The organism is Armatimonadota bacterium (assembly GCA_017993055.1).
Classification (GTDB): Bacteria; Armatimonadota; UBA5829; order DTJY01; family DTJY01; genus JAGONM01.
Window position 1 is genome coordinate 1 of the sequence record JAGONM010000001.1, and the last position, 17,757, is coordinate 17,757.

15 protein-coding genes are annotated in these 17,757 nt (G+C 62.5%); 4 read left to right on the plus strand and 11 right to left on the minus strand.

Annotated elements, in window-relative coordinates; all coding sequences use genetic code 11:
• Positions 1-150 precede the first annotated feature (150 nt).
• The 8 genes from KBC96_00005 to acpS all read right to left on the minus strand — a co-directional run bounded on the left by KBC96_00005 (position 151) and on the right by acpS (position 10,074).
• Positions 151-1,797 carry a protein kinase gene (locus KBC96_00005; GenBank protein ID MBP6962768.1) on the minus strand — a complete coding sequence of 549 codons (1,647 nt, stop codon included), beginning with the start codon at positions 1,795-1,797 and terminating at the stop codon, positions 151-153.
• Between the two features lie 48 nt (positions 1,798-1,845).
• On the minus strand, positions 1,846-2,733 hold the full coding sequence (locus KBC96_00010; GenBank protein ID MBP6962769.1) for a Stp1/IreP family PP2C-type Ser/Thr phosphatase: 888 nt from the start codon (positions 2,731-2,733) through the stop codon (positions 1,846-1,848).
• 49 nt (positions 2,734-2,782) lie between these two features.
• Complete coding sequence (locus KBC96_00015) at positions 2,783-3,697, minus strand: FHA domain-containing protein (GenBank protein MBP6962770.1); 915 nt, start codon at positions 3,695-3,697, stop codon at positions 2,783-2,785.
• A 4-nt stretch (positions 3,698-3,701) separates the two neighbouring features.
• Positions 3,702-5,030 carry a VWA domain-containing protein gene (locus KBC96_00020; GenBank protein ID MBP6962771.1) on the minus strand — a complete coding sequence of 443 codons (1,329 nt, stop codon included), beginning with the start codon at positions 5,028-5,030 and terminating at the stop codon, positions 3,702-3,704.
• A gap of 137 nt (positions 5,031-5,167) precedes the next feature.
• Entirely contained in the window at positions 5,168-6,616 is a 1,449-nt protein-coding gene (locus KBC96_00025; protein ID MBP6962772.1) for an FHA domain-containing protein, read from the minus strand.
• Between the two features lie 112 nt (positions 6,617-6,728).
• The gene (locus KBC96_00030) at positions 6,729-7,976 is read right to left on the minus strand and encodes an FHA domain-containing protein (GenBank protein ID MBP6962773.1); all 1,248 of its coding nucleotides are present in this window, start codon (positions 7,974-7,976) and stop codon (positions 6,729-6,731) included.
• Positions 7,977-8,046: 70 nt separating this feature from the next.
• Positions 8,047-9,591 (minus strand): NAD(P)H-hydrate dehydratase, encoded by a 1,545-nt coding sequence (locus tag KBC96_00035; GenBank protein ID MBP6962774.1) that lies wholly within the window; start codon positions 9,589-9,591, stop codon positions 8,047-8,049.
• 126 nt (positions 9,592-9,717) lie between these two features.
• Complete coding sequence (acpS, locus tag KBC96_00040; GenBank protein MBP6962775.1) at positions 9,718-10,074, minus strand: holo-ACP synthase; 357 nt, start codon at positions 10,072-10,074, stop codon at positions 9,718-9,720.
• A 148-nt stretch (positions 10,075-10,222) separates the two neighbouring features.
• Here acpS and KBC96_00045 point away from each other — a divergent pair, with 148 nt between their 5' ends.
• The gene (locus KBC96_00045) at positions 10,223-10,606 is read left to right on the plus strand and encodes an STAS domain-containing protein (protein ID MBP6962776.1); all 384 of its coding nucleotides are present in this window, start codon (positions 10,223-10,225) and stop codon (positions 10,604-10,606) included.
• A 13-nt stretch (positions 10,607-10,619) separates the two neighbouring features.
• Here KBC96_00045 and KBC96_00050 read toward each other — a convergent pair whose 3' ends face one another.
• Complete coding sequence (locus KBC96_00050) at positions 10,620-11,507, minus strand: NAD(P)/FAD-dependent oxidoreductase (protein ID MBP6962777.1); 888 nt, start codon at positions 11,505-11,507, stop codon at positions 10,620-10,622.
• 145 nt (positions 11,508-11,652) lie between these two features.
• Here KBC96_00050 and trxB point away from each other — a divergent pair, with 145 nt between their 5' ends.
• Positions 11,653-12,582 carry a thioredoxin-disulfide reductase gene (trxB, locus tag KBC96_00055; protein MBP6962778.1) on the plus strand — a complete coding sequence of 310 codons (930 nt, stop codon included), beginning with the start codon at positions 11,653-11,655 and terminating at the stop codon, positions 12,580-12,582.
• A 25-nt stretch (positions 12,583-12,607) separates the two neighbouring features.
• Positions 12,608-13,795, plus strand: coding sequence for a WG repeat-containing protein (locus KBC96_00060; protein ID MBP6962779.1), 1,188 nt, complete (start codon positions 12,608-12,610; stop codon positions 13,793-13,795).
• A 129-nt stretch (positions 13,796-13,924) separates the two neighbouring features.
• On the opposite strand, the gene KBC96_00065 is transcribed toward KBC96_00060, so the two are convergent.
• Complete coding sequence (locus KBC96_00065) at positions 13,925-15,139, minus strand: hypothetical protein (protein ID MBP6962780.1); 1,215 nt, start codon at positions 15,137-15,139, stop codon at positions 13,925-13,927.
• Positions 15,140-15,260: 121 nt separating this feature from the next.
• Positions 15,261-16,508, minus strand: coding sequence for a Gfo/Idh/MocA family oxidoreductase (locus KBC96_00070; GenBank protein MBP6962781.1), 1,248 nt, complete (start codon positions 16,506-16,508; stop codon positions 15,261-15,263).
• A gap of 220 nt (positions 16,509-16,728) precedes the next feature.
• Between KBC96_00070 and KBC96_00075 the strand changes: the two genes are divergently transcribed.
• Positions 16,729-17,703, plus strand: a complete 975-nt coding sequence (locus tag KBC96_00075; protein ID MBP6962782.1) for a hypothetical protein — start codon at positions 16,729-16,731, stop codon at positions 17,701-17,703.
• Positions 17,704-17,757 lie beyond the last annotated feature (54 nt).

Genomic DNA, 17,757 nt, shown 5'->3' on the forward strand with positions numbered 1-17,757 from the left:
GCTCGAAGAAACCTGCCATGCTGACCTCCATGATACGGTTTTCCTATCATTTCGAAGGCTTCAGGCGTAGGTTCCTTCAATATTGTACCTACCACTACTTCGGAGATGTCAAAATGCGTTCGCCCTGAATGACGGTGAGGAGCAGAGGGATCAGTTGGGGCCGAGGCCGGTGGTCTGTTCGACCCGTTCCTGGGCGGCCATCGCGGCCTTGGTGCCTGGAGCTGTCTCCATAGCCTTTCGCCAGTATCCGAGTGCGATCTCGGTCTGCCCAGCCTGGTACGCCTGATCGCCGAGCTTCACGTTCAGGTTCGCCGCGTTCTCGGTCGCGACGACGGCCGAGCGGCTGCCAGGATCGGCTCGAGCGGCATCCGCCCAGGCGGAGAACGCGCCGTTCATCTGCCCGGCGCGTTCCAGCGCGTTCCCGAGGAGCAGGTACGCATCGGCGTACTTCTCGTCGTACTGGAGAGCCTGTTTGTAGTGTCCGATGGCATCGTACAGGCGGCCGGCCTTATCCTGCTCGACCCCGATCTGCAGGTAACAGGCCGCGATGTTCCTGCGGGTGGTCTTCTCGAGCTCGGGATCGGTAGCGACCCTGAGCACGGCACTGAACTCCTCGATGGCGGCCTGATAGCTCTGGTTCTCGAAGTGCCGCCTGGCGTTCTCGAGGTGGACGCTGATCTGCTGCTGGCTGCCCTGTTGCTGGTACTCGCGGTAAGCCGAACTGAACATCCAGATGAAACCGATCAGTACGCAGCCGATCAGGACCACCGCAGCCAGCACCTTGACGAAATACAGAGCCTCCGATGAGAGCAGAGGTCTCCTGGGAATCTTCGGCAGCCTGAACTGGTCCGACGGCAGCCCGCCGAAGGGATCCGACAAGGGCGGAGGAGGAGGCGGCACGGGATACTGCGGCGTCGGGCCGTAGAGCGGGCCGGGGGCGCTCATCGTCGAGCCGAACGGATCGGGCTGCGGAGAGATATACGCGCCGTTGAAGCCCGTCGCATCCATGTCGGCCGACATCTCTTCAGCAGTGGAATACCGCTGGCTCGGCTCCTTCGACAGCGCTCTTCGGATCACACGCTCGAGGTGAGGCGGTACAGTCGGCGGGACCAGGATCTCCTGATTCATGATGTTGTATGTGATCGTGACGACGGTGTCGCCGGTGAACGGCTTGCGGCCGGTGAGCATCTCAAAGAACATCACTCCGAGGGAGAAGAGATCACTGCGAGTGTCGAGGGGGCGGCCGGCGACCTGCTCGGGCGACATGTAGCTCGGCGTGCCGAAGACCTGCCCGTCGGCAGTGATGGTCGGCTCCTCCATGAGCCGGGCGATCCCGAAGTCGGTGATCTTGACCTGCCCGCCGGGGAGTATATGGACGTTATCCGGCTTGATATCGCGGTGGATGACTCCGTTGGAGTGGGCGTATCCCAGGCCGCTGCTGACCTGCTTCACGATCTCTACCGCGCGATCCACGGAGAGGTTGCCCTCGATCTCCAGCACGTCGCGGAGGGACTGGCCCTCCAGGAACTCCATGGCGATGAAGTGGCGTCCCTGATCCTCTCCGACCTCGTAGATGGTGACGATGTTCGGGTGCGCGAGCGATCCCGCGGCCCGAGCCTCGCGGTAGAACCGCTGGACCCGCTCTTGCCGCTGCTGGCCCGAGAGGTTCGGGGGCATGAGCAACTCCTTGAGCGCGACGCGACGGTTGATACCCGGGTCCACCGCCTCGTAAACTATGTCGTTGCTCCGCCCGATCTCCCGTATGATTTGATATCTGCCGAGCATGTTCGTTGACAATACGCGTCACCGTGTCCGACGAATCCGAACTGTAACCCGTCGGATTCGTCAACGTCCGAGGAGTGTGCTGAGACGGTTCTTGCGGCCTAGACGGACGATGTCGCGGACGGCGACGATCACCACCGTGACGTTGTCTCCCCCGCCGTTCTCACAAGCCGTCTGGACGAGCTTGAGCGCCGCAAGCGACGGGCCGCAGGAGTCCGCAATCTGGAGGATCGTCTTATCGTCCACATACCCCGTCAGTCCGTCTGAACAGAGGACGAGTACATCTCCGGCCTCGAGTCTCTCGTGATAGACATCCGGCTCGACATCCGGGGCCGCGCCGAGCGAGCGCGTGATAACGTTCCGGAACGGGGAGTTCGCCGCTTCCTCCTCAGTCAGCGCGCCTCGTTTGACCTGCTCGGCGACCCAAGAGTGGTCGTTCGTCAACTGCTCCATCTTGCCGCCGCGGATGAGATACGCCCGGCTGTCGCCGACGTGGCCGATGTAGAGGTGCCGCTCCCGGAGAACGGCGGCGGTGCATGTCGTACCCATACCGTTCCTCCCGGGAATCACCTGCGCGGTGTCATAGACATAGGAGTTCGCGGCAACCAGGGCAGCAGACAGGCTCTTCTCGACATCCTCCTCCGGATCGGCGTAGTAATGAGTCAGGACGGTCTTGAGTCCGAGTTCACTTGCCACCTGGCCCGATTCGTGTCCGCCCATGCCGTCTGCGACTGCAAAGAACGATCCTTTGACCGCCAGCACGGGCAGTTCGTCGGGCTGGAAGAAGTCGAACTTGTCCTCGTTGTTCTCGCGCACGCGGCCCATGTCGGTCCGGGCGGCGACGATGAGGTCGAGAACATACTTCGGCTTGCGGTCCTGCTTGTCGGCCCACGCTTTCGCAAGGTCGGCGGTGTCGAGCTTGGCGGTTATTTCGATGGATTCGGTCATCATATGTCCTATGAATCCCATGGGTCGTATGGGACCTATGCGACGGATGGGACTATGCCGGCCGGAACTTCACGGCCGTCTTGCCGAAGACAATGTCATCACCGATAGAGACGGTGGTCGGCTCGTTCGGCTCGACCTTCGCGCCATTTAGCATCGTGCCGTTCGTGCTGCCGACATCGAGCAGGGTGAATACGCCGTCCTCGGCGGTGATCTGAGCGTGCGACCCCGACACATACGGGTCGCCTGCGAGCACGATGTCATTATCCCCACGCCGACCGATCGTATTCGTGCCAGGCATGACGGCGAACTCCTCGGAGGTCTCTTCGCTGACGAGGTGTGCGACCGGCGCGACTGCCGGTTCTTCGGCGGCTGCCTCTTCGACGGCTTCCTGCTCGGGGACCTCAATTACCTCGGGAGCCTCGTCCATCTGTTCGACCGGCTCGCCGGCCTCCTGTGTCTCCGCGACAACTCTCTCAACAGGCTCTGCGACCATCTCGGGCAGGTCGAGGGTGAGGACGCTCGATCCGAACTTCAGTTCCGCGCCGGATTCCACCTCGACGCGCTCACCCTTCGCAACCTGCGAGCGGTTGACAGATGTGCCGTTCGTGCTCCCGAGATCCTCGACGAAGCACTTCCCATCCTCCAGCACGATCAGCGCGTGCCTGCGTGAGACGGTCGCATCCTCCAGGAGGACATCCGTGCCCTCACGGCCGACGGTGTTCTCGCCAAGCTTGAGCAGGTGCTCGCGGTCCGATGCGATCAGCTTCGGCTGAGGAGCGACCTCGGCCTCCTCGCCGACTTCGCCCGGCGTCGAGGAGAGAAGGAACCCACAGTCGCCGCAATACTTCTCGGTCGGGCTGTTCTCCGTGCCGCAGACCGGACACTTCACTGTCGCGCCGATGACGGTAGCATTGGCGTCGGGCATCGGGGCGGCGATCATAGTCTTGTCGTCAACGTCCTGGGTCATAGCGTCATTCCTTCCTCTTGCCCTGGTCGAGCGAGTAGATCGTGCCGATGAGCGTCTTCTCCGCGCCCGGACCGCCCTGCTGGATGCTCTCGATCGCCTTGCGGACGTCCTCGGCCTCGTCGGTCCGTCCCTGGCTCGCGAGGAGGCTCATGGTCTTCTGAAGCTCCATGGTGGCGGTCATCGCGGAAAGCTGCTGGGTCTTCATGCCCATGACGGTCTTCTCGAGATTTCTCGACGCCTGGGCGATCTCGATCTCCTGTGCGATGATCGGGTTGACGTTCGCCTGGACGAGCGCGCGATCCGACGTGAAATCGAACTCGATGTCGGCGGCGATCGTCTCACTCCGGCCGCTAGACGTGTCCTCGTAGAAGAGCTCGGCCTTGGCAACCCGATAGGTGCCCGCCGGTCGCGGTGCGAACTCCATCTCGCAGAGGACGGACATCGCGCTCCCGCGCTCCATGTCCACGAGCGGCACCTCGGCAGAGCGCCCGCTGAAGGACGGCTTGCGGCCGTAGACCTGCCGAAGCTGAACCCACCTCGACAGGTTGAGACGTAACTTCATGTCGCGCGCGATGATGGTCATCAGGCTCTCCAACTCGCGTCGAAAGACCTCGGGGATCAGGTCGGGACGCGAGATGTAGTAGTAGTTGCCACCGCTCTGGCGGGCGATCCCGGCGATCAGTTCTTCGTTGTAGTCCGGGCCGAACCCGAGTGCGGTGACCGTGATGCCGCGGCTCTTCTGTTCGGCGACCTGGCCGACGATGGAGCCGAAGTCCTTGATGCCGGCGGTCGGGTCGCCGTCGGAGAAGAGAAGCACCCGGTTCACACAGCCTGCGGATACTGCGGAAGCCACTTGATTCGCGCCGACCACAATTCCGTCGTAGAGGTTCGTGGTGTTTCCCGGCTCAATGCGGTTGATATGCTCCTTTATCAGCGTCTTGTTCACGACCCGGCGTGCGGGCATGATGACATCCACCTGCTCTTCAAAGGTAACCACCGAGAGTATGTCGTTCTGATCGAGCAGGTCAACGACGTACCCGCAGGCCCGCTTGACGTAGTCGAGCGGTTCGCCCTCCATGGATCCGCTGCGGTCTATCACCAGCGCGATATTGAGCGGGAGTCGGCGTCCCATCATGCTCGCCGATGACCGCAGTTGGAGCATGACATGATCGCGCGACGGCTCGTTCGAGAGCACATACCGGTTGCCGGCGATGACGTCCATCTCGAGCGCGCGGACGGCGCCGACCATCGCGGTCTTGCCGACATCGGCCATCGCCTGCGTGCGGTCGTTCGGGTCGCCGCCACCGGGCGGAATGATACGGGTCTGTTCCATCAGTTTCCTCCGAAGAACACGGAAGCACGGAAGGAGAGGAGGGCGCGGAGAAGGCTTCCCTCAGGAGGACCAAGACGGCGTCCCATGCTCCCGTGCTTGCCGGCAATTCTGCGTGCTGAATCGTCAGATGTTTCCGACTACACCTCAAACCTGAATGCCGAGCCACCGAACTGGACCGTGTCGCCCGGGCTGAGCGGCTGGTTCGTGACTCTCGTGCCGTTCACCGTCGTGCCGTTGGAGCTTCCTTCATCATAAACGGTGAAGACACCATCTTCGTTCCGAATGCTCGCGTGGTTGCGCGAGACCGTCGAGTCCATCGGCAACTGGATATCCCTGCCGGGCTCGCGACCGATGCTCATGGCTGGCGCGGAGAGGCTGAATACCTGCCCGGCATACGGGCCGGAAAAGCCGACGAGTCGCGGTCCCGCTCCGCGAGCGGGGGCCGGCGCCTGCTGTTGGGGAGGGAGTACAACTCCCAACCCAACGTCTGGTTGCGATTCGGGCGATCCGGCAGCCCCGACGGAGCAGGCGCACTGGCCGCTCGCGTTCTTCTTCGTACCGCAGTAGGGGCAGATCCCCTCCATGGACGGGATGTTGACCGGCTTCGGCGCGACGTCCACCGGGGGCGGCGCGAGTTTCGACGCGGTCGCCTTCTCGTGGAACTCAAGCCGCATCGAGGCGATCTCGATGATGTCGCCGTCCTTCAACTGCGCCGTCTTTACCTTCTGCCCGTTGAGTGACGTCCCGGCGGGCGCTCCGCCGTCGTGGATCACGTGGCGTCCGGACTGCTGTTCGATGACCGCATGGGCGGGCGCGATGTTCATATCGCCGAAGAGCCCGATGTCCGCGAGTTCGTTTCGGCCGACGATCGTTCGCGTCTTGCTGATGATGTACTCACGGCCCTCGTTCCGCCCCTGCACGACGCGAATCCACGCCTGCTTGAGGAGCGTCTCGACGAGGCCGATAAAGAACCCTATCGCCGCGCCGGTGGCAGGGAGTCCGACTCCTCGGGCAATGACTCCAACGCTCTTCGTTCCCGGCGGGAGGATGTAGCGAGTCAGCTCGAACATCGTGCCCCCGAGCAACCCGCCTATCAGGCCGCCGATCGCGCCGTGACGCATCGCGCGCTTCGAATTGATCGGGACGCCCTGCGCGATCCCGACGAACAGACCGATGAGCGCCCACCCAATCGCGCGGGCGAAAACCTGGAGCACGAACGCGACGGGAGCGGTGAGCGGCCTGGCTCTCGCCATGGACTCCGCCACGGCGTAGATCGCGCCGAAGAACATCTGACCGAAGTAGAGTCCGAGCAGCCCGGCGACGGCGCCGATCGCCAGCCCCCAGCCGACGTATCTTCGCGTCATAAGCCCGCTCGAGCTGAACATGCCGTTCACCAGCCCGAGAGCCGCACCGACGAAGCAGCCGAAGAACAGCGTGACTGTCAGTTGCCGCCGGACCTGCTCGTACAGCGAGGCGGCATCGAACGACTGCGGCAGGTGATACCACGGGTTGAAGTCAATGCACACCCACGCGAGCAGCGCGGCGAACGCGCCGGCCATGAGGCTCATGACTATCTTCGAGTTCAAGGACATGGCAAACCTAAGGAGCAAGACGGAATCGTCATGCTGAACGTGTTTCAGCATCCATGCCGGGCCGATCCTGGATCGAGTTCAGGATGACGGTCCTGCGGGCTACTCGTTACCCTTCGAATCTGAGCTTCGTCGTCCCGATCTGAATTTCGTCGCCGGGGTTGAGCGCCTGCTCGGTCACCTTGACACCGTTGACGAACGTGCCGTTCGACGATCCCTCGTCATGGATCGTGAACGCGCCGCCGTCGGAAACGAGCCGCGCGTGCCTTCGGGAAACCGTGCTGTCGTCCGGAAACGCGACGGAGTTTGATTCCTCGCGGCCGATGTTGGTTTCGCCGACCTCAATGTCGTAGACCTGACCCATGCGGGGGCCCTGGATGGCCACCAGCCTCGGGCCGGAAGCGGTGGTGACTGCCGTCGCAGCGCCAGTCACGGAGCACGCGCACCCGCCGGATGCGTCCTTCTTCCGCCCGCAGAACGGACAGACGGTCGGGTCAACCGGCGGCGCCAGTGGCGCCGGCTCGACGAGCGGCTGATCGTCCTGTACCTCGACGCCGAGCTTCTTGAGGACTGACTTAGCGCCCGCACCTCTGTTGCCCAGCATCCTGGCAGCAACGTATACGATCGCGATGAGCAGGATCGCGCCGATCAGCCCGGTGATCGGGTCCACGCCCTTGTACGGTAGCCCTCTGTCAGACTGGTCTGACCCGCCCGACTTGTCGGACGATTCGGACTGGGCAGGCGCGATGGTCTCGATCTCTCCGGCGATCGGGATATCGAGCTTGAGTATCGGATCCTCGCGCCCGATGGCGATCTCCACGTCCTGGCTCGACTTCTTGTCGTCGCCGTAGAGGACGGTCACACTCGCGGTCCCTTCCGCAACGTCATTGAACTCGACGGTCCCGCCCGACGACGGATCGAGCAACTTCTCCTGAGACTTCTTGCCGGAGTCAGTGAGCTTGACGATCGCTGCGGCGGCGGGGCTGCCCGACTTGGCTTCAGTGATGGAAACGCGGACCCGACGCACTCTGTTGAAATCCGAAGCCTTCAGATCAACCGCGATGGCGCCCTTGCCCTCGATCGGCTTGACGGCTTGGTTGCCGGTCTTCGCATCGAGGACGTAGAGGAGCGTCCCTTTCGGGACGGCATCCTTTACGAGCGGCACGTCCGCGGCCGCCTTCCGATCCCGGAAGACCTTGGGTGTGGTCGTCGCGTCCGCGCCCTTGACGTCCGTGTAGGAGAACCAGTAGAAGAACTCACCTTCGGCCGGGACCGAGATCGTCGCGGTCGGCACTGCCCCGCAGCACATACCGACAGCGAGGAGCAGAAAGATTATCGCAAGTACGAATCCGCGCATAGGTTGTAACCTCCTGGATGGTGCCGCATCGCTCAGGGTATGAGTAGTCGCCGAGCCGGTCAGAGCGGCGTCAAGCCGCCGCTCGCAGAAGCCCCTTGAGAGCATCCGGCAGTGTGCGAAGCACGTCTCCCGCGACCATGCCGGCGGTCCCAAGACGCTCCTCTGCGATATCCCCAGCCCTGCCGTGGACGAATGCTCCGCAGATCGCGGCATCGAGCGTCGAGAGGCCCTGGGCAAGCAGTCCGCCGATAGCGCCCGCGAGGACATCGCCCGTGCCGCCGGTAGCAAGCCCCGGCCCACCCGTCGGGTTCACAAAGACTCTGCCCGATGGATCGGCTATCACGGTACGCGCACCCTTCAACACAACGACGGAACGGAAACGAGATGCGGCTTCCTTCGCGACATCCATCCGGTTAGACTGCACCGCTTCCGTGCCGGTTCCGAGCAGTCGAGCCATCTCGCCGGGATGAGGAGTAAGCACCAGTGCGCAATGGTCGCCATCGAGTACGCCCGTACTCTGCGCCAGGGCATTCAGTCCGTCCGCATCTATGACCATCGGCTTGCTCGCCGATCTCAGAAAGCGGCGAACGAACTCGACGGTTTCGGGATGAGTGCCGAGACCGCACCCGAGAATCACCGAATCACCCCTCTCGACCAGTTCGAGCGCCTGAGCGACGGCCTCCGATGAAATGGACAGGTTGCCCTTGTCCGGCAGGCCGCGAGTCATGACCTCGGTGAGTTTCGTCGCCATCACGTTCCACAGACCCGCAGGGCATCCGAGAGTCGCAAGCCCCGCGCCGACCCGCAGGGCGGCCTCCGATGCAAGGGCCGCCGCGCCCGTGAGTCCGAGCGACCCGGCGATGATGGTCGCGTGACCGAACGTCCCCTTGTGAGCGTCGGGAGGGCGCGTCGGGAGTTTATCGGCGACCATTCTCTCTTCAACGAGTTCGACGCCGACCTCCTCGTACAGGCACTTCGGGATGCCGATATCGGCGACGATGAGTCTGCCGACGCAGGCGGCCCCGGGATAGGTGACCAGCCCGATCTTCGGGAGAGCAAATGTCACGGTGCGGTCGGCCCTGACACAGTCGCCGAGGACGCTGCCGGAATCCGCGTCCAGGCCGGAAGGGACATCCACCGAGATGACCGGGATGCCGGACGCGTTGACAGCGCGGATGACCTCCGATGCGAGGCCGGCAACTTCGCCGCTCAATCCGGTGCCGAAGATCGCGTCAACGATCAGGTCGCAGCAACACAGGGAAGAGCTCAGCTCCTCAGCGGCAGAGACGATCGGGATCGGAACGCCCGAATCTAGGAGGATATCGAGGTTGGCCTTCGCGTCGCCGCGGACTTCATCCGGCCTGCCGAGCAGGTAGACGGAGACGAGCGCACCCGCCTCGATGAGCCGACGCGCGGCGACGAACCCGTCGCCGCCGTTATTCCCACGACCCGCAACTACCGTGACGCGCTTCCCACGGGGGTCGCCGAGAGCTTCGCGCGCAGCCTCGAACACCTCGCGGCCGGCGTTCTCCATCAGCACTATGCCGGGGACGCCGAAGTCGTCGGACGCCCGCCTGTCAAACTCCTTCATCTGTGCGGCCGTTGCGATCTTCATATCAGCCAACCTCGGGCGCATTATACACCAGCCGCCCCGCTCGCACAAAGCGGGATGCTCTCCTCCTCACAGTTGTGCTCCCGTCGCCACCGGTTCTGATGACACTGACGATCGCGAGAACGAGGGTTACTCGGAGACGGCGACCGCGTACGCCACGGCGTGGGTCCGGCAGTGGGAGATACTCACCATTACCCGACGGCCGGCCGCCGCCGACTTCGCCCCGCTCGCCAGATGCACGACCGGCGCGCCTGCGCCGTCAGAGAGTACCTCCACATCTCGCCACCTGAGGCTCCGGCCCAGCGCCTTCGCAACCGCCTCCTTGGCGGCAAACCGTCCAGCCACGCGCTCGGCCGGATCTCCCCCCGAGAAGCAGATCTCCTGCTCTCCGGCAGTCAGCACACGCGATCGAAATCCCGGATGGCGCTCGAGACTATCCCTGATCCGGGCTACTTCTATTATGTCGGCACCGACGCCGGTCACCATCGAATGTCACCCCAACATCAGTCCATTACGGCTCGCAGCCTGCGATTCCTCCCGACCCAGCAAGAGCTGCCGGAAGCACAGGGTATCGTTTTGCCTGAAAACTGGGTATAATGTATGTTGACGCGATCCAGGCGAGGAGGCAACCGGCATGGCTGATTCCTGGCATCTGACAAGGTTGAAAATAGACGTCAGGCACGAAGACGACATCGCCATCATCGAGGCGAGCGGCGAGTGCGACCTGATCACGAGCCGAATGCTGAAGGAGACCGCCGACGGCCTTTTCGAGAAAAAGAGCTGCAAGATCATATTCGATCTTCGCAACATGGACTACATTGACAGTTCCGGCTTCAGGGTTCTTCTCGAAGCGAAAAGCATCGCCTCGAACCAAGGCGGAGATATCGCACTGGTGAGTCTCACCCCGCCGGTCGAGCGCGTCTACACTCTCCTCCGGCTCGACGAACTCGTGATGCGGACCGATTCCGTGGACGAGGCGGTCAGCAGGCTCAGACTGCTGCACTGCAACCCCGACTGATCGCCCGGTGCGGTCACTCCTTCTTCCGCGTCTTGTAGATGTGCCGCGCGGCGCTCAACGCGGCAACTTGCCCCTGCCCTACCGCCTTCGCGATCTGATACGGCGGACCCGTGCAGTCGCCGGCGGCGAACACTCCCGCGAAACTGGTCGCCATCGACGCATCCACCTCGATGAAGTTGTCCTTGATCGAGAGCCCTTCGAGCATGCTTCCGATCGGCATCGCCTCGCGGACGACAAATACGCCGTCGGCCCTCAACTCTCCGACATCGGTCTTCAGCGCTGAGACGATCTCCTCGCCCAGGATCTCCTCCGGCTTCGCGTGGATGACCTCGATGCCGGACTCCAGGGACCCGACATCCTCGTAGGTCGAGACGTACCTGACAGACCGGGCGAAACCGGCGAGTGCGTTGGCCTCCTCCTCGCCCTCGCGTATGTATCCCGCCACTACCACATCCCTGCCGGCGTAGAGCGCGCCGTCGCACGTCACGCAGTAGTGCACACCCTTGCCAAGCAGCCGCTCCTCGCCTGGCAGGAGTTTCGCCTGCGCTACCCCGAGGGCAAGGACGATGGTACGCCCGTCGTAGATCTCCTTGTCCGTTCCGACGCAGAGGTTCTCACCCATCGGTAGAATCTTCTGCGCCCTCTCCCTGATCAGCCGGAAGCCGGTGAGCGCGAAGTGGGCGGCGAAACGATCCGCCAGCGCCGAACCCTCCAGGTTCGGCATTCCGAGATAGTTGGTGATCTCGGGATGCGCCCTCAGCTTTGAGGCCGGATCGTGGGCGTCCAAGACGATTGCGTTCAGGTTGCGCGCCTTCGCATTGACCGCCGCCGAGAGTCCGGCGGGCCCCGCGCCGATGATTATCACGTCTGCAAGTCCGATGGCAGGCGCATCGCTTTCCATTAGACATCTCCCGTGGGTCGTTCACTAGCGTTTGGAAACCTTATACCCGATGGCACTCTCACGGAAACCGCGGGGCGCGTCGTGCCGTGCATCGGTTGTGCTATAATACGATGGAACTACGCCTGTCGGCAATCAGGAGAACCAAGTGGACTACGACACCATCATCATCGGCGGCGGGCCGGCCGGACTGAGCGCCGGAGTATACGCGACGCGATCCCGCCTGAAGGCCATTCTGATAGAGAAGTACGCCTGCGGAGGGCAGATGATAGTCACCGACTTCGTAGAGAACTACCCCGGCTTCTGCGACGGCATCACCGGAGCCGAATTGAGCATCGCGATGGAGAAACAGGCTCGCAACCTCGGCCTGGAGATCAAGTCGGCGGAGGTGGTAAACGTTGACTTCACCGCGCCGGAGAAGCGGGTCGTCACCTCGGAGGGGGAGTTCCGCGCGCCGACCATCATACTCGCCACGGGTGCGACTCCCCGGAGGCTGAATCTCCCGGGTGAGGATCGGCTGACCGGCAGAGGCGTGTCGTACTGCGCGACGTGCGACGGCGCGTTCTTTCGCGACAAGCCGATAGCTGTCGTCGGGGGTGGCAACACGGCTGTCCAGGACGCAGTCTTCCTCAGCAAGTTCGCGAGCAAGGTCACGATCATCCATCGGAGGGATGCTCTAAGGGCGACGAAGATTCTCCAGGAGCGCGCATTCAAGAACGAGAAGGTGGAGATCGCCTGGGACTCGTTAGTGAGCGAGATCCTGGGAGAGACGAAGGTCAGCGGACTGACGCTGAAGAACGTCCGCGACGGATCGGAGCGGACTCTATCCGTCGAAGGAGTCTTCATTCTGATCGGAACCGATCCGCACACGGAGTTCCTTCGCGGCCACGTGGCACTCGATCCCGGCGGGTACATCCTGACAGACGAGGACATGCATACCAGCGTCCCCGGCGTATTCGCGGCAGGCGACTGCCGGCGGAAGAGCCTGCGCCAGATGGTGACCGCAGCCGCCGACGGGGCGATCGCGGCGGTTGAAGCGGAGAAGCACCTTGAGGCGCTGCAGGATAAGACGCTCTAGCGCTAAGCATATCGAAGGGGTGAATATGATGCGGAGAGCAATCACAGTTGCCGCAATCCTCGCAGTCATCGTAGGGGTCGGATGGATCATCATACCGTGGTTTGACTGCGGATGCCCTCCCCCCCGTGAGTACCAAGTAAAATGGGGCTTCATCGACAAGACCGGCAACCTCGTGATCAAGCCCCAGTATGGCCGCGCCCGAGGCTTCTCCGACGGCCTTGCGTGGGTCGGAGAATGGGAGAAGTACGGCTTCCCGAACCGACACCCGGGTACCAGATCAAGCGCATATATTGACAAGATGGGCAAGGTTGTCATTCGGAACGACGATGGTGATATGGGCTCCTTCTGCGACGGACTCGCCGTGATAACGCACCGCAGGGGGATTCTGGGCACCCTGACGGACAGAGACACTGGCAAAGCCGGATACATCGACCGCACCGGCGAGGTGGTCATCCCCGAACGCTTCGACGCTGCACGTGCCTTCTCCGAAGGCATGGCAGCGGTAAGGATCGGCGGCCGTGACACAGACAAGTGGGGCTACATAGACAAGACCGGCAAACTGATCATCGAACCACGATTCGACGAAGCACATCAGTTCTCCGAGGGATTTGCCGTGGTCGATCTGACACAGGACTACTGCGGCGGGCCGTACAACTTCGTCGACAAGAGCGGTAGGCTACTCAGTCCGAAGCCGCTGGATGGCGCTCATGATTTCGCCGACGGGTTTGCTCGGATCAAGATTGGCGACAGAGAAGGTCGGATAGACAGGAGCGGACGGATCACCTGGTCGTCCGTTGAGCTTAGGGAGTTCCACGACGGACTGGCCACGGTCAGCGTTGAGGACGATGCTCGCGTGTCCCTTAGGATCGGCTTTGTCGACGGGACCGGCAAGATGGTCATCCCAGCCAGATACGCCTATGCCAATGACTTCTCAGAGGGTCTGGCTGCCGTGCAGGTCAATGTCGGCACCAAGTGGGGCTTCATCGACAAGACCGGGAAATTCGTCATCCCACCCCGCTTCGACAGGGCCGGTTCTTTCTACGAAGGGATGGCGTGCGTGAAGGTCGGCGACAAGTGGGGGTATATCGACAAGACCGGCGGGATGGTCATCAGACCTCAGTTTGACGGCGCGCGCCGATTCTCAGAAGGACTGGCACGCGTGGGGTTCGCCAGGGGGCGATACTTGGATTCATGCCGCCCGGACGAGAAGTAGCCTCCAAAACCAGACTCTCCGCATAGTGGTGGCGGGACGGGGTCGAAGCAAGGGCTACATGTCACAGGCGTCAGATGCCTGAGAACCAGACCTGACACCTGTGACATGTGCTGATCAGAGAGGCAAGAGCTACTTCTCCCGGAAGATCGGGTTGTCGAACGCTGGGAAGTTGAACGGTTTGAAGTTCGAGCCGACCGTCTTCGGGAGCGCGATGATCGTGCCCCTCTCATAGTCGACGGTGTAGGCAGCGGGCTTGCCGTCCTTCTCCCCCCAGACAAAGACGTACACGTTCGCCATCGGGAACTGCATCCCCCGCATCGTGAAGTTCTCGATGCGTGCGTTGACGGTCTCGTCGCCGGTGAACCATACCGTCCCGATCTTGACAAACGGCTTGCCGTTCTCCTCGGCCTGTTCGACCAGGATCGAGTGGCTCTTACTGAGCATCAGGTCCGGCACCTTGTGGAAGAGATGGTAGGCAACCTGCTTCCACTCGGGCTTCTCGACGACCAGTGATATCTCGAAGCAGATCGGCCTATCGTCCTTTTTTGCCAGGATCATCACGTTGGCATCCGACCAGGCGATCTGCTCGGGCTTGATCCCCTCCGGCAGGAACAGGTCCTGCTTCCCAGTTCCCGTCTTGCCGGTATTGCCGACAGCTACCTTCCATCCTGAGGCCACCCCCGACCTGATGAACGCAGCCCACTGCTTGCCATCAGCGCTGACCGCCGCGTCGCCGAAAGCAAAGGCCGACTGAAGAAGCACGGGCTTCGACTCATCGTTCGTCTTGACGTAGAACAGATCGAAGCCGGAGCGCGATGTCCGGCGGGTGAAGAGCACGGCGCCCTTGTCCTGGGGATAGTAGTCGGAGACCTCGGAGGCAACCAGGGTTCTGTTCGTTCCCGTCACCGAGCACTGGTATAGATCGCCGTTCAGGTTCGCGTCGTTCGGCTTCAGCTTTAGATAGAGCACCGAGCAGTACCAGGATGCCTTCTGATTGCCATACTTGAAGGTCTTCTCGCTGGCCGTGTAGAGGTAATGGACGCCGCGAGCTTCCAGGATGATCCGATAGCCCGGGGTGAGAACCTGCGCGTACATCTTGCCGGGCTCGGGGATTCCGAGCGAAGCATCCGGCCAGGTGATGGGCGTCGTTTCGATGGCGTTGATGTCTTGGGCCTTCAGTTCGAGCCTCTTCGCGAGGTCGGCCTTGCACTTGCCCACGATGGGCGGTTCGGCCTCCGCAGCGAAGAGCGGCTGCGCGGCAACCGTGATGACGAAAAGAGCGCAGAGCAGCGTCAGTCCGCATCCAGAGAAGATGCCGCCGGGCATAGAGTCGAAACGTTTCATTGTCTACCTCCCGCAATCGCGCAAGCACTTGCTTCCTGAATCGTTGGACTCGAGGCCCCTCGCCAGGCTTCAATCGCCGGACGCGGATCGTTGCTCGGCGGCCCTTCGCCTTCCTCTTCAGCTAGACTGCCCTGGCCTCGCCCTTCGACGGATCAAACTCCATGACCTTGTCTTGCCGGAAGGAATGAATGGCCATGTGGAGCGCTGTCATAACCCGATAGCCGAACACCTCGTTGCTTCGGGGCTTCCTGCGACTCTTCACGCAGTCCAGGAAGTCGCGGAAGTGCTCCTCGAGAGACCAACCTCGCTCAGCGGTGATCTGCTCGGTCTCGGCCTCGTTCCCGACCGCCCTCTGAGCCTCGATCGTAGCGCTCGTCAGTTCGAGGTTGATCGTGCCTCGGTGTCCCCGGACAACCATGGGGATGCCGGAGTTGTTGGCGAGGGACGCCATCAGCAGCACGGAAGGACCGTTCGGGTATTCCATGGTGATGGTGAAGATGTCGGGAATCTCCGCGCCGTCTTTCCAGGCGTAGCGGCCGCCGGTGGCGGTCACACGCTTCGGGAGTTCGAGCCCCATCGTGCGGACGAGCGGCGTCAGGAGATGCGGCAGAAAGTCGGTTCCGCAGCCGCCGGAGTAGTCCCAGAAGGAGCGGAACGCGAAGAACCTGCCGGGATGCCAGGGGACCTTCTTCGCCGGGCCGAGCCACATATCCCAGTCGAGGTTTGTATTCGGGTCGGCCTGGCCGTCATTGCTGTTCGGATCGTAGAGACCTATGCGGCCGTTTCGCATATCCGAAGCCTGGGCGTGGACGAGGTCGCCGATCGCACCGGCTCTGATCCTCTCGTTAGCCTGCTCCCAGATGCTGCTGGACATGAACTGGGTGCCTACCTGCATGACGCGTTTGTTCCGCGAAACGGCGGTGACGACGTCCTGCGCTTCCTTCAGGTCGCGCCAGTGCGTCATGGGCTTCTCGCAGTAGACATCTTTGCCCGAGTCGGCGGCCTCGATGGTCATGCGCGAGTGCCAGTGGTCAGGCGTGGCGATGCTCACCGCGTCGACGTCTTTGCGGGCGATGATCTTGCGGTAGTCCTTGTACGGCTCGCCGCCCGTCCGAGACGCTGCGGCTTCCAGACGAGGTTGATACACGTCTGAAACGGCTACGATATCCACCGGGTAGCCGCCGTTCTTGAGATTCTGCAGGGCGCCGATGTGGGCATTGCCCATTCCACCGCAGCCGATGACTGCGATGCGGACACGGCCGGCCGAGTCGGCCGCATCCGAGATCGAGCCGGTGCCGAGCAGGGCGACGCCTCCTGCGGCAGCGGCGGACGTCCTGAGGAAATCGCGCCGGGATAATCTCTCGTTCATCTTCGTTCCTTTCTCCTAATCCAAGAGAGGCGTAGGAAATCACGCTGTCAGGAGAGGTTTCCATCAGCGGCACTGAACTTCCTCTGTGAAGGCAGGGATAACTGATGCGGACGCAGTATGAGGGTATGTGTCACAATCCGCCGGGTTGCCGCGTCTAATGCTTCGGATGACGAAGAGAGCATACGAGCGAGGCGATTCGGCAGGTACAGGAGGTACGCGAATGGCAGGAACCTCAGTTGTGACCCGACAGATGTGGAGGGCGGCCAGGCAGATCAACCCCGGCAGAGTCCTTAAGGAATCCGAACAGCCCTTCAGCCTTGCCGTAGTGGCGTCCAACCTCGAAGAAGCCGACGAAATTCGCGGATTCCTGCTCGGGAAATCGTGGACTTCCGAGGACGAGAAGCGGCTAGACAGGATACTCCGGCTCTATCTCCAACCGCTCACGGAGAAGCAGACCGACGAGCTGGCGCGAGAAGCAGTGGTCATCCTCGCAGCGTGCGGCGCCCGACAAGGACTCGAGCGGGTTTCCGGGAAGGTATGCACATACCATCCCGAGGACCCGGCCGGCTGCATGGAGGCGATCCTGAACAGCGACACAGGTGCGATGCTGCGCCTATCGCTGGCCAGGCATATCCCCGTGCTGCGCCCGGAGGTCGCGACCCGGATCGTGCGCCAGGTGTCACTCGAGAACGCGACGTTCGCCGTCGGAACAGCGCTCGGGAACGTCGTGCCGAGCATATTCCAGCCTATAATGGGGGTGGCGGAGGCGGCCGGCGACATCGTGTTTCTCACGGCAAACCAGGTCCGAATGATGTTCATGATCGCCTCGAGTTACGGCCGCGCCCCTGGGTACGCGACCCGATGGCGGGAGATGTCCACCATCTTCGGGGCGGCGTTTACTTGGCGCGCTGTAGCGAGGAATCTCGTCTCGAAGATACCGTTCGGCGCAGGGCTTGTGCCGAAGGGAGCGATCGCCTATGCAGGCACCTACTCTGTAGGAGAGGGACTGGTCTTCTACTACACCACGGGACACAAGATGTCACGCGAGGATGCGCAGAGAGCGTTCCAGTCAGCATACTCGGGCGCGGTCGAGCGAGTGCGACAGATGGTCAACCGGCTGCAGAAGGCACAGGAAGCGCCCGAGAAAGCCGAGCGCGAGGAGCCTCGAACCCCGGTAGGCGCTGGAACGCCCTAACTCCACTCCCAGTGAGTATGCCCGGATACCGGACACATAGGCCGAGGCATGTGG